The following is a 14,784-nucleotide window of genomic DNA, read 5'->3' as shown; positions in this document are numbered from 1 at the left end:
GCCGGGCAACCGCGAGATGGTTTTCATGATGGCGATGCTGATGGCGCTGAACGCGCTCGCCATCGATTCGATGCTCCCCGCGCTGCCGTCGATCGGCGATGCGCTTGGCGTCACCGTCGCCAACGACCGGCAATATGTGATCTCGACTTATTTGCTCGGCATCGGCGTCGGCTCGCTCTTCTATGGCCCGCTCTCCGATCGGTTCGGGCGCAAGGGCGTGCTCGTGCCGGCGCTTTTTGCCTATGTCGCTTTCTCGATCGGCTGCGGGCTGGCGAATAGCTTTCCGCTCCTCCTTGCGCTGCGTTTTGGCCACGGGATGATCAGCGCCGCGCTTGGTGTCGTCGTCGTTGCAGTGATCCGCGACCTCTTTTCAGGCGACGCGATGGCGAAGCGGCTGTCGATGATCTTCCTTGTCTTCATGATCGTTCCCGCCATCGCGCCGACGATGGGTGCGGGGGTGACCGCCTTTGCCAACTGGCGCGCGATCTTCATCGTGCTCGCGGTGATGGGGGTGGTCATGCTCTTATGGTTGCGGCGGTTTCCCGAGACGCTCGATCCAGCTGACGTTCGGCCGCTCGATGCGCGCACGATGATCGCGGGGTGGGCGACGGTAACGCGGCACCGCCGGGCGGCAGGATATATGTTCGCCTCGGCGATGATGCAGGCCGCGCTCTACGGCTATCTAAACAGCAGCGAACAGATCATCGCCGAGGTGTTCGGGGCGGCAAGCTGGTTCCCGCTGGTCTTTGCCTGGGTCGCGGCGGGAATCGCGATCGCCAACTTCTCGAACGCTGCGATCGTCGAACGCTTCGGCGCGAGGCGCGTATCACAAAGCGCGACCTTCGCCTTCATGCTGACCTCGATCGTGCAGATCGCCGTTGCGTTGAGCGGCGCCGAGACGCTGTGGATGTTCACTGCATTGATGATGGTCAACGTCGGGTTGATCGGCTTCATCGGCAGTAATTTCGGATCGATTGCGATGGAGGATTTCGGGCATATGGCAGGGGTTGCCTCCTCCTATCAGAGCTTTGCAAAGACACTGGTCGCAGCAGTTGTCGGCGCTTTGATCGGCCAGCAATATGATGGATCGACGCTGCCGCTCGCCTACGCTTTCCTGATCGCGGGAGTCATCGGCCTCGCGCTCGTCTTCTGGGCCGAACGCGGCAAACTGTTCACGCGGCCGGGGACTGCGCCGCGGAGTCCCTTTTGACGGACAAAGAAAAGGGGGCTCGAGTCCCCCTTTTCCCATATTAACCGATCGACGGCACCGGCGGGACGGGCGGCGGCGGTGCGTCGGGATCGTCCTCATGTACCTCGACAATGCCGCGTCCGACATGGCTGCGGCGATAGCCATAGAGGAAATAGATGATGAGGCCGACGACGCCCCAGACGGGAAGCACCATCTTCGCGTCGATGGGCAGGTTCCAGAAAAGAAACACACAGCCGAAGGCGGCGACCGGCGCCACCACCCACACGAAGGGGGTCCGGAAGGGACGATGCCGCGACGGATCCTTGATGCGCAGCGCGAGCACCGCAATCGACACCATCAGGAAGGCGAAGAGCGTTCCCGAATTGGAAATGTCGGCAAGCTGGCCGACCGGCAGCAGCGCTGCGGCGATTGCGACAAAGATGCCGGTGATCAAGGTAACGACGTGCGGCGTCTTCCACTTGGGGTGGACGCTTGCGAGCTTCTCGGGAAGCAGCCCGTCGCGCGCCATCACGAAGAAGATGCGCGTCTGGCCAAAGAGCATCATCAGGATAACCGACGGTAGCGCGAGGTTGGCCGCAAGACCGATGAGGTCGCCAGCGCGCGTATAGTTGATCGAGCGCAGCACGTGTGCGAGCGCTTCGTTCGAGCAGACCAATGGTTCGCTGCCCTGGGCAGCGAGCGCGGCGCATTCACGGGCGAACTCGGCGGTGCCGGGCTGCACGCCGAGCGCGGTGGGTTGCGCGCCCATCGCGCCGATCGCCGCAGCTGCGACCAGCAGGTAAAAGATAGTGCAGATCGCCAGGCTGCCGATGAGGCCGATCGGCACGTTGCGCTGGGGGTTCTTGGTTTCCTCGGCTGCGGTGGAGACCGCGTCGAAGCCGACATAGGCGAAGAAGATCGATGCTGCGGCGCCGACGATACCGAGTCCCGTAGTGCCCGCCGGGCCGAACCAGCCGTTCGGGGCGAAAGGTGCAAAATGCTCGCGGTCAAGGACCGGCATCGCAAGAATGACGAACATGGTGAGCGCGGCGACCTTGATCGCCACCAGCACGGCGTTAACGGTCGCGCTTTCCTTGGTCCCGATCATCAGCAGCCAGGTTACGGCGAGTGCGACGCAGATCGCGGGGACGTTAATGAGGCCGGTGGTGAAGTCGGCCGACGGGATAAAGCCGTTCATCGACCAGGTCGGCCCCGCCTGTAGCATCGTTGGGAGCTCAAAACCCGTCAAACTCTTGACCAGCCCCATGAAATAGCCAGACCAGCCAACCGATACGGCGCTGGCCGCGACCGCATATTCAAGGATCAGCGCCCAGCCGACCATCCAGGCGAGCAATTCGCCGACGACCGAATAAGTGTAGGTATAGGCCGATCCCGATACCGGGACCATCGAGGCGAGTTCGGAGTAGCAGAGCGCCGCAACCGCGCAGACCGCGCCCGCGATGACGAAGCTCCACATCATTCCCGGCCCGGCCTTTTGCGCCGCGGCGGCGGTCAGGACGAAAATCCCGGTCCCGATGATGGCGCCGACCCCGAGCAGGGTCAGCTGGACTGCGCCGAGCGAGCGGTGCAGCGATTTCTTCTCGGCCGTGGCCAAGATGGCGTCCAGTGGTTTGACGCGACCAAATATCATAGAAAATATCCCCTTGTCGGGCGGCCTTTGCGGGCGCCCTCTCCTGGCGGGGCAGACTAGCCGCTCCTTTGGGCAGCGCAACTTAATTTCGCCGGGCCAAGGCGGGCCGCTAGCGGGGAAGGCCAGGCTTACCGTACCGTAAAGCGCACCCGATCGATTATCCGGCCGCCGGGGTCGACGAGCGTGAGGATGTGGCTGCCCGGTTGCGGCACGATCTGAAGCCCCGCTTCGGCGTCGCCTGCAAGGCGCTTGTCGAGGATCAGCCGGTGACCGGCGGCGGCACCGGTGACGATGACCGCGATCCGCTGGCGATCCCCCGGAATATCAGGATCGATCGCAAAAACGCTGCCACTGACAGGGCTGGCAATGCGCGGGCGGCGCGCGGCCGCCGGGGCGGCCGCCATCTCGGCCTGCGCGGTGCCGACGAGGAAATATTCGCGCCGCGGCGGCTCGCGCGTCCCGGGAAGTGCGATCTGCCGCATCTCGACGCCGTCCGGCATAGAAGGGGGCCTGCCGGGACGATCGGCATGAAGCGACATCATGACGTCGCGCCACACTGGCGCGGCGCCCGAGGTCCCCGAAACGGCGCGCATCGAGTCACCCTCAAGATTGCCCACCCAGACCGCGACGGTGTAGCGATCGGACCAGCCGACACACCAATTGTCGCGCATTCCCTTCGACGTTCCGGTCTTCGCCGCGGCCCAGAAAGGGAGGCGAAGCGCGCTGTCGGCGCCAAAGGCATCGGCGCGGGCGGTGGCGTCGGCGAGGATGTCGCCCACGATGAAGGCAGCGGCGGGGCTGACAATCTGACGTGGATGCTCGCGAAGCTCTCGCGCAGCAAGGAAGTTCACCGACGACCATTTTCCGTCGTTTGCGAATGTTCTGAAAGCATTGGCCTGCTCTACCAGCGAAACTTCCGCCGAACCGAGCGCGAGGCTGAAGCCGTAATAATCGCCGTCTTCGACGAGGCCGCGATAACCGAGCGCCCAGAGACGGTCGCGGAATTGCTGCACATCATCGATAAGGAGGGTGCGCACGGCGGGGACATTGAGCGAGCTGGCGAGCGCCTGACGGACGCTGACGGGCCCCTTGAAGCTGTGGTCGTAATTCTTGGGGACATAAAGGCCCGAGGCGGTGTCAAGCTGCACAGGGCTGTCGTCGAGGATCGAGGCGGCGGTGAGCCAGCCCTTTTCAATCACTTGCGCGTAAAGATGCGGCTTCAGCGTCGAGCCGGCCTGCCGGCGGGCGTTGGCGCCGTCGACCTGCGCCGCGGTGGACTGGAGGCCGACGCCGCCGACATAGGCGAGGACATCGCCGGTCGCATTGTCGAGCACGACGACCGCTCCGTCACGTACCCGGTCGGCGCCAAGCCCGGCGAGCTGGCGGCGAAGCGCAACGATGGCGGCGGTCTGGATGCGGCGGTCGATGGTCGTCGTAACGCGTTTGCCCGGCCGGTCGAGCAACCGCACCGCGAGGTGCGGCGCGAGCGCAGGGTCGAGCCGCGCCGCGCGCTCGCCCGAGACGAGCGTGGCAGCGGCGGCACGGATGGGGCCGCAATCCGGCACCTCAGCGATCCGGCACGCGCGCTCACCGAGTGCCTTTGCGCTCGCGGCGGGGTTGGGCAGAAGTCCCGCGAAGAGCGCAGCGTCGGTGCGGGTCAATTCGGCGGGGCGTTTGCCGAACAAGCTGTTCGCGCCCGCGCCGATCCCCTGCGCCTCGCCGCGCAGCGGGACGAGGTTGAGATAGGCCTCGAGTATCTCCTCGCGGGTCCAGCGTGCCGCAAGGGCCCGTCCCGCGCGCATCTGGCGCAGCTTGGCGAGCCAGCTGCGCTGGCCGGGCTGCGCAAGCTCGGGGGCGAGAAAGGCGGCAAGCTGCATCGGTAGCGTCGAGGCGCCGCGCGAGGGGCCGCCGGTCCAGCGGGCGCGCACTGCCGCGCCAATCGCAAGCCAATCGACGCCTCGGTGCGCCCAGAAGCGGCGATCCTCGGCGTGTACCACGGCTTTGCGCATCGCGAGGCTGATGTCCTTGAGCGGCACCCACGCGAGACGCCGACGCTGAAAATCGACGCGTTCGGTGTCGAGCAGCTGTCCATCGCGGTCGTAAAGCCACGCTTCGCTCGGCTTCCAGGCTGCGCGGATGTCGGCATAGGTGGGCATCGCGGGCGGACGGGTGAGGAGATGTGCGGCAGTCGTGAGGATGAGCAGAGCGAGCGCAAGCCATGCCAGCGCGTCGAAGAGGCGGCGTTTGCGAGGTTGCAGCTCGGTCATGACGATGATCGCTTCGTTGCCGACCCTCTATGTCGTTCGCAAGCGGTGAAACCGAGACCCACCGAAAAAGCGGATGGACGATGGGGTCCCGAACGTCATTCCGATGAGCCTGCCACCGTCAGCGGCGAATTCGGCCACTGACCTCGGATCGCGGGCGAGTACATGGCCTCAACGCGCGTCGGAGGCAGGGTGAAGCGCCCCGAGCCATTGAGGCGTACGACATATTCGACCGCATGGGTGCCTGCGGGCATCCAGCCGAAATAGCCGCGCCAGCTGTCCTTGCGGCGTTCGACATAGTTTGGCTGCCATCCCGACCCCTCGGTCTGGTCGGCGAGCATCTGGGATTGACCGCCAAGGTTTCCGACGATGGTGGCGCCAGGCGGGATGGGGTCGTTGACGATCACCCAGGTGCGACTGACGGCAGCCACCACCTCGATGCGTACCTTGATGACATCGCCGCGCGTCAAACGCCTGGGGTTCGCTGCCTTGACGACGCTGACCGATCGCTTGATGCCGTAGCCGGCGTTAAGCGGCTCGGTGAGAGGCACCGCTGCCTTGACGCTGACGCTCGCCCATGGCGATCCGCCGCCGTGGTGGCGGAGGGTCATCGCTCCTGCGGCGAGCGGAACGCGAAGCGGCTCTGCATCGGCCGCGCGCGGCCAGCTTGCGGCCGCGCTGCTGCCAGCGAGCGCAATAGTAGTGGAGCCGGAGATGGCGCTTGCCGGGTAAAGCTCGGCGAAGCGGCGGACGAGAGTTGCGCCCCACGCATTGGCAGGGGTGGTATCCCAATGGCCGCGGCGTTGGCGCTGGGCGATACCAACCATGAGCTTGCCGGCATCATCCTCCCAACCCTTGCGGCCGAGCACGGCGTCGAGCGCCTTGATTGCCATTTCGTCGCCGCTGGTCATCATCCACCAGGGAGCGCGTTCATCGTCGACAAGGTCGAGCCGGGTTCCTTCGTAGACGAGCCGCTTGCGAAGTTCGGCCTCGGCGGCGGAGCGAAGGGCGCCGGCGTTCCGCACCCCAGGCGTCCGCTCGATTGCAACGAGCCAGTCGGCGAGGGTTCCCGTGGCCATGTCGGCGGGCGCGAGGTCGATCGTGGCGACGAGCGCCGGGCTCGACGCCTTGTTGCGCGCAAGCGCCGCGAGCGCGGCGATTCGCACCGGGCGAATGTCGTAGGGGCCATAGCCCCTGCGATCGAGGCGCCCCTCGACCACGGCTTCGAGGGCCGCGATCATCTTGGCCTTCGAGGCTTGGGGGATCGCAAAGCCATTGGCGGCGGTCACCGCGAGGACGTAGGCGGTCAGCTCGGGCGAACCCTGCATCTGCTCGCTGGGCCAGTAGCGGAGCAGCCCGTCGTCATCGAGATAGACGGGAATCGCGCCGGCGAGCGTCTGCCAGCGCCCGAAATCGCCGAGCGCGATGGCGCGCGAGGTCTGCTGTTCGAAACAGTCGTAGGGATAGAGCGCCATATAATTGCGCACCCCGGCGAGCGGTGGTGCGAGCGTATCCGACAGCGCGACGTCGATATAACCCCCCGGAAGTGCACCCTTGGGCGCGGCGACAGGCAGGCTCGTGTCGGCGCCGACGCGCATCAGGCTGGCGGCCCAGGTCTCGATGGGCACCGCGGGTTCGACGATCTGATCGAAGACCAGCCGGTCGCGCTGCTTGCCGTTTTTCGCGACGGCCTCGACCGTCCATTGCAGCGTGCCTGCGATGTCAGGCGCGTTCATCGTCCAGCTGATCGGCACCGCGCCGCCCGCCGGGATGGTGACGGTGAGCGGCGTGCCGGTTGCGACCGCGGGGCTCAGCGAAGGCGTTGCGGTGACGGTCATCGGCTGGTCGGTGCCGTTGCGCAGCGTGAAGCGTGCGTCATAGCTGTCGCCGGTGCGGACAAGCTCGGGCAGTCCAGCGAAGACGGCGAGGTCCTGGACCGTGCGAATGCTCGTCTCACCAGCGCCGAAGCTTTGCGATCCGTCGGTCGCGATCGCGACGAGGCGGAAGGCCGAGAGATTGTCCGACAGCGGCACCTCGACCGTCGCGCGCCCCTTGGCGTCGAGCGCGACATGGCCCCGCCACAAGAGCACCGGGCGGAAATCCTCGCGCGTCAGTCCGCTGAGGTCACCGCCGCCGCCGCCGCCGGGCTCGAGCGCTTTGCGGCCATAATGGCGCTTGCCCACCACCTGCATCTGTGCGGTCGCGGTCAGTACGTCGAGCGTGCGGTCGCCCATCATCGCGTCCAGCAATTTCCAGCTCTCGTTGGGGGCAAGCTGAAGCAGCGCTTCGTCGACCGCGACGAAGGCGACGTCGGCGCCGGCGGCGGGCTTGCCGCCCGGCGTCTTGACCTCGATGCTCGCCCTTGCGGTGTCGCGTACGGCATAGCTTTGCTTGTCGGTCTTGACCTTGACACCAAGCTCATGGCCTTCCCAGCCGACCTTGATCTTCGCGATTCCAAGGCGGTAGCTCGGCTTGGCAAGATCGACCAGGGCAGTGGGGGGAGCGCCCTCGCTTTTCTCGACCTCGAACCCTACCGCGCGCTTCATCTTGCGGAACCAGCTTTCCCCGCCGGTTACGCGCCCGCGCACCGCCATGACCGAGACATAGACGTTGGGGGCGTAGGTCGCAGGAAGCTTGACCTTCACGACCGGCTCGGTTCCCTTCAAGGGCGTGACGAAGCTCGACAATACGCCTTCGCGCTCGACCGTGACGAGCGCGGTGGCCTCGCGAAAGGGCATGCGGACCTGGAAGGTTGCGGTGTCGCCCGCATTGTAGCGCGGCTGTTCGGCGACCACGTCCATGCGGTCGCCGTTGTCGCCGCCAAACCACCAGTCGTCATCCCCTGCAAGCCAGACGGAGCGCACCGCGCGCGCTTCGTTTCCGTCGGCATCGATGGTCGTCGCGACGACGGTGACCTCGCCCGAGACGCCGGGCGCCATCGCGCAGCTTGCGCGGCCGAGCTTGTCGGTCGTGGCGCTGCAATGCGCGTCGAGCCGGGTCGTGCGCATCTGATTGTCATAAGCGTAAAATCCGCCGATCAGCCGGCGCCGCGCGGTGATGATCTCGCGACTGTAGAGCGCAACTTCGATGCGCTGGCCGCGGATCGGCTTGCCCTCGAGATCGAGGGCGATGAATTTGAGGCGCAGATCCTCGTCGCGCATCAGCCAGCCATCGGTCTTTAGCCCAAGGCGGACCGCGGAGGGGTAGAGGGTGATGCGGCGGCTGGCGGTCAGTGTTTCGCCATTGGCATCGGCATAGTCCATTTCGACCGCCATGAGTGTCGGTTCGCTGATGGGCTGGTCGACAGTGACGCTGGTGGTCGCGGTGCCGTTCGCGTCGAGCGTTAGCGGGAGGGAGCGCGCAAGTGGCATTTCGGCCCGCGGCGCCTCTCCATCGTCGTCGAGCTGCACGACGCCCTCCTTGACCGGCTGGCCGTCGAAATCCCAATCGCGATAATCCTCCGGCGGCGACCAGCTCGGTCGGAAATTGGTACGCAGCTCCACCGGCAGGTTCGGCGCGGGTCCGCCCGACAGATAGCCGACGAACAGCGACAGCGGCACCGCGGTCGGCCGCACCGGCGGGGTCTTCGGTCCCGTCACCTCGGCCTTCATCGTCGGCAGGCGATATTCATCGACGCGGATCGACTGGTCGGTCCAGATCGTCTTGTCTTCGCCCTTCTTGTCCTTGGTGACGAAGACGAGGTTATAATCGCCCATCGGCGCCGATTTGGGAACGTTCCAGAGGGTCTCGCCGCTGCCGCCCGCGTCAATCGCAAAGGGAATTTCGAACTCGGTGTCCGAGCCGCGATGGACGAGGCGGAGCTTGCCCGCCATCGGTTCGGGGAGGCGGAAGCCCGTGCCGACGGGACGGCGGAGGATATGCTTCATATTCACCGTCTCGCCTGCTTTCACGAGCGCGCGGTCGAAGAGGGTGTGGAGAATGTCGCCGCGTTCGGACCAGCCATAGGGCAGGTCGAAATCATAGGGGCGGATGCCGTCCCCCCAGTCGGTGAGGGTGAAGCTGAAATCGCCGGCCGCGCGCGCGGTGACCATCAGCGCGTGGCCTTCGCTGCTGGCGGGATCGGGGTCCTTCTCGCAGCTCGAATAGGTCTGCGGTTCGGGAAGGCCCGTCGGGAAGGCAAGGCGCCCCGCCTTGTCCGCGGTGCCGCGCGCGAGGAGGCGGCCGGTGCAGCTGTCGGTGACGCGTATCTCGGCACCGGGGACCGGCCGTCCGCTGTCGAGCGACGTCACCCAGGCGAGCGAGCTTTCGCGGCCCCATTTGAAATGCACCGCCATGTTGGTGACGAGCGCTGCGGTCGAGACGTAGCGCGTCGCGCGGCGCCCGAGCAGGGCGGCGCCGAGCTCGGGGCTCGCGATCTCGACGACGTGGAAGCCCTTTTCGGCGAGGGGTATGCCGACGACCTCGAACGCCTTGGCGCCGCCGGGCGGGGTCAGCGTCAGTTCGCGGCGGGTGCCGCCGGCGGGTGCGTCTTCGAACACCGATTTTGTGCCGGTGTAGTTGACCGTGATCTCCTCCCCGGTCGCGTTGCGTTCCTGGCGATAGTCGGTGTCATCGGCGTCGTCGACGCGGCGGAGCCAGCGGGCAATCGCGGCATCGTCGTCGCCGACGCGGAGCGTGGTCGCGGGCATCTGGAGGCTCTTTTGCACCAGCGACGCCTCGACCCCGCGCACGGTGACGGGAAGCACACCGCCTTCGCTCGCTTCCAAAATGCCGAAGGGGGCGGCAAATTTGACGAGCGGCGGGGCGCGATCGATGTGGAATTTCAGCGGGAAGTTTGCCTGGTTCTGAAGGGCGCGGCGGCTCTGATCGGTCACGCCCTCGGGCAGGGTTAAAGTCGCGTCGACATTTTGCGGCAGAGGAGCTGCGAAATGAACCTCGGTGAGCCAGGGATCATTCTTCTCGCTGTCAGAGGCTTTGGCCGCGAGACGCTTGCCGTCGCTGATGACGAGCGTCGCGGCGAGCGCGGTGGCGCGTGCGACGGGGGAGGCGAACTTGAGCGTGATGTTCTTGATCGGATTGCATCCCGCCTGCGGGTTGACGCGGCTGCACGCCATCTTTGCGGTAAAGGCGGGACGCACCTTGTAATCGAAACGCTGGTCGCGCCCTGCGCTGCGCGAGGGAACGCCAGCCTGCTGGATGCGCGCGTCCCAGACGAGTGCCATCTCGCGCCCGGGCGGTAGCGGGCGGCGGCACTTGACGGGCACGATGCGATCAAGCGCGGCGGCGCGGTCTGCACCCTCGGCGGGGAGCCGCTCGGGGAGTCCGGCGTCATAGGCGAAGGAGCGCACCCGCCAATCATTTGCCCCAAGCCCTGTCAGTATTTCGGCCGCAGCCTCGCGTCTCAGTACGTCGACCGGGATCTTTTCGCCGATGCCGTCGACCGCGCAATAGGCGAAGCGACCGACCGAGGCACGGTCGGCAGCGACATTTGTCGCGACGAGGAAAATCTGGTCCTCCTCGATCCCATCATAAGTTCCGCCCGCCAGTACCGCACGCGCGGAGGGACCGCCCGTGTCGAGCGCGAAGCGGTCATTGCCTGCGACCGACACCCCGCGCGCGGTGACGAGGCCGGGGCGGAGCGACACATAGCAGCGTTTGCCCCCCGGCAGCGGCGCCCCGAATTCGAGCACCCAGGTACGCGTGTCGACCCAGCGGCCGGTCGCGGGAAGCTTGCAGTCGTCGGTGGCGGGCGCCTTGGCGCGCGGATCGCCGAGCGCCACCATGTCCTCCGAAAAGCGCAAGGTGAAACGCGTGATCGTGCCGTCGCCTGTGCCCGAACTTCCGGGCGTCGCGAGCGTGACCTGTGGAACGGTATCGCCGCCCGCGGCAGCCGCGAGTGCTGCGAGAGGAAGAATCAGCGCCAAGCGCGTCTTGCCGGCCAGCCGCTTTGCGAACCCGCGCCACCCCTCGTTCATGCCGGTGCCCTTCCCTGTCTCGCGCGCGCCGCTATCCTGCTGGAAACAAGGGGGCGAGTCCACCCGTCACGGCGCGCGTGCAAGCCTAAGAGGGGCAAAAAGGGTGTGGCGATGGTCACAATGTGCAAATGCGTCTCAGCGCGCGAGCATCGGCCCGAGTGGGCGTCCGGCGAAAATATGGACGTGGAGGTGGGGGACCTCCTGATGGCTGTCGAAGCCGACATTGGCGAGCAGGCGATAGCCTGGCGCGACGAGGCCCTGGTCGCGCGCGACCTTGCCGACCGCGCGTACGAAGCCCGCGATCTCTTCGGCGCTGCCGCGCTCCGAAAAATCGTCCCAGCTGACATAGGCGGCCTTGGGAATAACAAGGATGTGCAGCGGTGCCTGCGGATTGATGTCATGGAAAGCGAGCGCATGCTCGTCCTCATAGACTTTCTGACACGGCAGTTCGCCGCGCAGGATGCGCGCGAAGATGTTGCTGTCGTCATAGGGTAGGGTGGCGTCGATCGGCATATTCGCTCCTATGGCTGGCGACTGGCCTTTTCGGCGAGCCCCGAGGTGCCGTGGCGGCGCGCAAGCTCGGCTGCGACGGCATCCCAGCCGAGGCCGCGCTCGGCGAGCAGCACGGTCAGGTGAAAGATAAGGTCGGCGGCTTCGCCGGTCAGAGCCGCATCGCCCTCCGTCAGCGCGGCGATGATCGTCTCGGTCGCCTCTTCGCCGACTTTCTGCGCAATCTTGCCGCGACCTTTCGCAGCAAGGGCCGCGACGTAAGAGGCGCCGGCTTCACCCGCGGCGAGCCGGTCCCTCACCACCGCCTCAAGCTGCGCGAAAGCCGCGCCGATGTCGTCCGCCATCCTTGGTCCTTCCTTCACCGATCACCCCGAGCCTGTCGAAGGGTGGCCGGGTTCTTCCCCTTCGACGGGCTCTCGATGCGCGCAAGGGCGTCAGTCGCCGACCTAGCCGCGGACAAGCCACTGGACAAGGCCGCACGGCTCTGGTCGAAGGCGCGCATGGCCGACGTCAAGCTTCATCCCGACTGGCTCGCGCGGATCGGCGGCGAGTTCGAACAACCCTATATGGTGGCGCTCAAACAGTTTCTCGCGGGCGAGCGCGCGAAAGGCAAGACGATCTATCCGCGCCCCTCGCGCTGGTTCGCCGCGCTCGACGCGACGCCGCCGCAGAATGTTCGTGTCGTCATTCTGGGGCAAGACCCTTATCACGGGCCGGGACAGGCGCATGGGCTCTGCTTTTCGGTGCAACCGGGAGTCCGGGTACCGCCGAGCCTCGTCAACATCTACAAGGAAATGAAAGCCGACCTTGGTATCCCGCCCGCGCGCCATGGCTATCTTGGACATTGGGCCGAACAGGGCGTCCTGCTCCTCAACAATTGCCTGACAGTAGAGGCGGGTCTCGCCGCGTCGCACCAGGGCAAAGGGTGGGAGCGCTTTACAGATGCAGTGGTCGCGGCCGTTGCGGCTGATCCCGCCCCCAAGGTCTTCATCCTCTGGGGCAGCCACGCGCAGCGCAAGGCATCGAACCTTGCTGGCCTCGGTCCGGGGGGCGCGCACCTGATCCTGCGCGCCCCACACCCCTCGCCGCTATCGGCGTACAATGGCTTCTTTGGCTCCAAGCCGTTCAGTCAGACCAATGCCTTTCTCGAGTCACGCGGGCGCGGCCCGATCGACTGGCGCCTGCCCGAACCGACGGACATCGACGCGGAATGAATTTGCTGGCCGATCCGGCGACGCTTGCGGTGCTGGTCATCGCGGTGATCCTGCTCGGCATGGCCAAGGGCGGGCTCTCGGGAATCGGCGCGCTCGCAACCCCACTCGTCGCGCTCGTGCTGGCGCCGACGATCGCCGCGGCGCTGCTGCTTCCCATTCTGATCGTGCAGGACGTGGTCAGCGTCTGGGCGTTTCGCAAGACATGGGACGGGTGGATCGTCGCGTGGATGCTCCCCGGCGCAGCGACGGGCATCGCTGCCGCCTGGTATTTCGCCGATCAGGTCGATGAAGCCAAGTTGATGGCCGCGCTCGGCGCCATCACGCTCGCATTCGGTGTCTATCGTCTGTGGGTCGAACGCGGAGGGCGGATCGTTGCCGCGTCGCGTTCGCCCGGCTGGGTCGGCAGCCTGTTCGGCGTGGCGACGGGCTTTACCAGCCAGATCGCGCACGCGGGCGGGCCGCCCTTCCAGATGTGGGTGACCCCGCGCCAGCTCCCGCATCTGATGTTCGTCGGCACGAGTTCGGTCCTTTTCGCGATGATCAACTGGATGAAGGTGCCGGCCTATCTTGCGCTTGGCGCTTTCCGGCGCGACGTGGTCGTCGCGGCACTTTTGTTCATGCCGCTCGCAATCGTCTCGACCTTGCTCACGGTGCGCTGGTTGAAACGCATCGACGGCGCGCGCTTCTATACGCTCATCTATCTGCTCATGGTGATGCTCGGCGCCAAACTATTCTGGGAGGGGCTTGCAGGATGACCGGACCGGTAATCCTGGTCGATGCCGATGCCTGCCCGGTAAAGGATGAGGTGTATCGCGTTGCGTGGCGGCACGACGTTCCCGTGAAGATCGTCAGCAACAGCCGGTTGCGGGTGCCGGAGCATCCGCTCGTCGAGCGGGTGCTGGTCTCCGATGGCTTCGATGCGGCCGACGATTGGATCGCCGAAGCTGCGACGCCGCGCAGTGTCGTGATCACCGCCGACATATTGCTCGCCGATCGCGCGCTGAAGGCGGGGGCGGTTGTTCTTGCTCCAACGGGCAAGGCCTTCACCGCCGCGTCGATCGGCCCGGCAATCGCGACGCGCGCCATCATGGCTGACCTGCGCGCCGGAATGGAGAAGGGCATCGGCGGCCCGCCGCCCTTCTCCAAGGCCGATCGTTCGCGATTCTTGCAGGAACTCGACGCCGCGCTCGTACGCCTCAAACGTCAGACGTGAATTTCTTTCATTTAAATTCAAAGCTTTGCGATTTTTCTTCGGTTGAGTGACGCCGATCACGGCCGCGCCGGACTCTATGCGGCAAAAGCAGGGCATCGGGACGATCCCGAGACAGTTTAAGAGTCGATTACCCCCGCTTTTGAAGGATATGATTATGACCAAGAAGATGCTTATTGCCCCCGTGATGGCCCTGACGGTCGCGCTGAGCGCGACCCCGGCGATGGCGCAGTCGGCCCAGCCGACCCAGGGCGGGATCACAATTACTTCCAATCCGGTGCAAATTCTGATCGGCTTGCTGCTCCCGGCTGTGCAAAAGGTTCGCGAAGCCGCGCGCTGAAACATGACCCATATGCCAGGGGCCGGGATGGCGATCCCCTGGCAGCCCTCCCGTCGCGTTATGCCGGCGGGAGGGTTTTTGCGTAATCAAGCCTTTGGCTTTCGAACTCCCCTTCGCCAGGGGAATCGCATTTGAAAAATATAGTAGCGCGATGAGTTGATATGGATTCTTTGGGTGTCCTTCATAGTAAGGAGGATATCCATGTCCTGGTTTGCCGCGGCGTTTGATGATCTTCGCGATCCGCGAACGGGCAACGCGCGGCGTCACGATCTGCTGGAAGTGCTGACGATGGCGCTGACGGCGTCGATCTGCGGGGCGGAGAGTTGTTCGGATTTTGCGGATTTCGCGGTGGATCGCGAGGATCTGTTCCGGGAGTTTCTGCGCCTTGAGAATGGGGTTCCCAGCCATGACACCTTCTCCCGGATTTTCCGGCTGCTGGATCCGGCAGCCTTTGCACGCTGCTTCGAGCA

General features: G+C 65.7%; 11 protein-coding genes. 6 read left to right on the top strand and 5 right to left on the bottom strand.

The features are described 5' to 3' along the window. The first annotated feature begins 25 nt into the window (after nucleotides 1-25). The gene (locus tag B5X69_RS05105) at nucleotides 26-1,210 is read left to right on the top strand and encodes a multidrug effflux MFS transporter (protein WP_245798605.1); all 1,185 of its coding nucleotides are present in this window, start codon (nucleotides 26-28) and stop codon (nucleotides 1,208-1,210) included. Nucleotides 1,211-1,250: 40 nt separating this feature from the next. Here the strand turns inward: B5X69_RS05105 and B5X69_RS05100 are convergent, their stop codons facing one another. The 5 genes from B5X69_RS05100 to B5X69_RS05080 form a co-directional block, all read right to left on the bottom strand. Continuing rightward, a complete protein-coding gene (locus B5X69_RS05100; RefSeq protein ID WP_079637625.1) occupies nucleotides 1,251-2,840 on the bottom strand; it encodes an amino acid permease in 1,590 nt (529 codons plus the stop codon). A gap of 128 nt (nucleotides 2,841-2,968) precedes the next feature. Next, complete coding sequence (gene pbpC / locus B5X69_RS05095; protein WP_079637624.1) at nucleotides 2,969-5,107, bottom strand: penicillin-binding protein 1C; 2,139 nt, start codon at nucleotides 5,105-5,107, stop codon at nucleotides 2,969-2,971. 95 nt (nucleotides 5,108-5,202) lie between these two features. Continuing rightward, complete coding sequence (locus B5X69_RS05090) at nucleotides 5,203-11,040, bottom strand: alpha-2-macroglobulin family protein (protein WP_079637808.1); 5,838 nt, start codon at nucleotides 11,038-11,040, stop codon at nucleotides 5,203-5,205. Between the two features lie 135 nt (nucleotides 11,041-11,175). Next, the gene (locus tag B5X69_RS05085) at nucleotides 11,176-11,553 is read right to left on the bottom strand and encodes a histidine triad nucleotide-binding protein (RefSeq protein ID WP_079637623.1); all 378 of its coding nucleotides are present in this window, start codon (nucleotides 11,551-11,553) and stop codon (nucleotides 11,176-11,178) included. A gap of 8 nt (nucleotides 11,554-11,561) precedes the next feature. After that, the gene (locus B5X69_RS05080; RefSeq protein WP_079637622.1) at nucleotides 11,562-11,894 is read right to left on the bottom strand and encodes a phosphoribosyl-ATP diphosphatase; all 333 of its coding nucleotides are present in this window, start codon (nucleotides 11,892-11,894) and stop codon (nucleotides 11,562-11,564) included. A 156-nt stretch (nucleotides 11,895-12,050) separates the two neighbouring features. Between B5X69_RS05080 and ung the strand changes: the two genes are divergently transcribed. The 5 genes from ung to B5X69_RS05060 all read left to right on the top strand — a co-directional run. Continuing rightward, nucleotides 12,051-12,764 carry a uracil-DNA glycosylase gene (gene ung, locus B5X69_RS05075; protein ID WP_079637807.1) on the top strand — a complete coding sequence of 238 codons (714 nt, stop codon included), beginning with the start codon at nucleotides 12,051-12,053 and terminating at the stop codon, nucleotides 12,762-12,764. After that, nucleotides 12,761-13,519, top strand: coding sequence for a sulfite exporter TauE/SafE family protein (locus B5X69_RS05070; RefSeq protein ID WP_079637621.1), 759 nt, complete (start codon nucleotides 12,761-12,763; stop codon nucleotides 13,517-13,519). Before ung ends, B5X69_RS05070 begins: the two co-directional genes overlap by 4 nt. Next, nucleotides 13,516-13,977, top strand: coding sequence for a YaiI/YqxD family protein (locus B5X69_RS05065; RefSeq protein WP_079637620.1), 462 nt, complete (start codon nucleotides 13,516-13,518; stop codon nucleotides 13,975-13,977). Before B5X69_RS05070 ends, B5X69_RS05065 begins: the two co-directional genes overlap by 4 nt. Before the next feature lie 154 nt (nucleotides 13,978-14,131). Further along, a complete protein-coding gene (locus B5X69_RS20875; protein WP_139375668.1) occupies nucleotides 14,132-14,314 on the top strand; it encodes a hypothetical protein in 183 nt (60 codons plus the stop codon). A gap of 201 nt (nucleotides 14,315-14,515) precedes the next feature. Then, on the top strand, nucleotides 14,516-14,784 hold a 269-nt coding region (locus B5X69_RS05060; protein ID WP_139375667.1), incomplete at its 3' end, for a transposase family protein.

Source organism: Sphingopyxis flava (genome assembly GCF_900168005.1).
Classification (GTDB): Bacteria; Pseudomonadota; Alphaproteobacteria; order Sphingomonadales; family Sphingomonadaceae; genus Sphingopyxis; species Sphingopyxis flava.
This window is presented reverse-complemented; position numbering and strand designations above follow the sequence as displayed.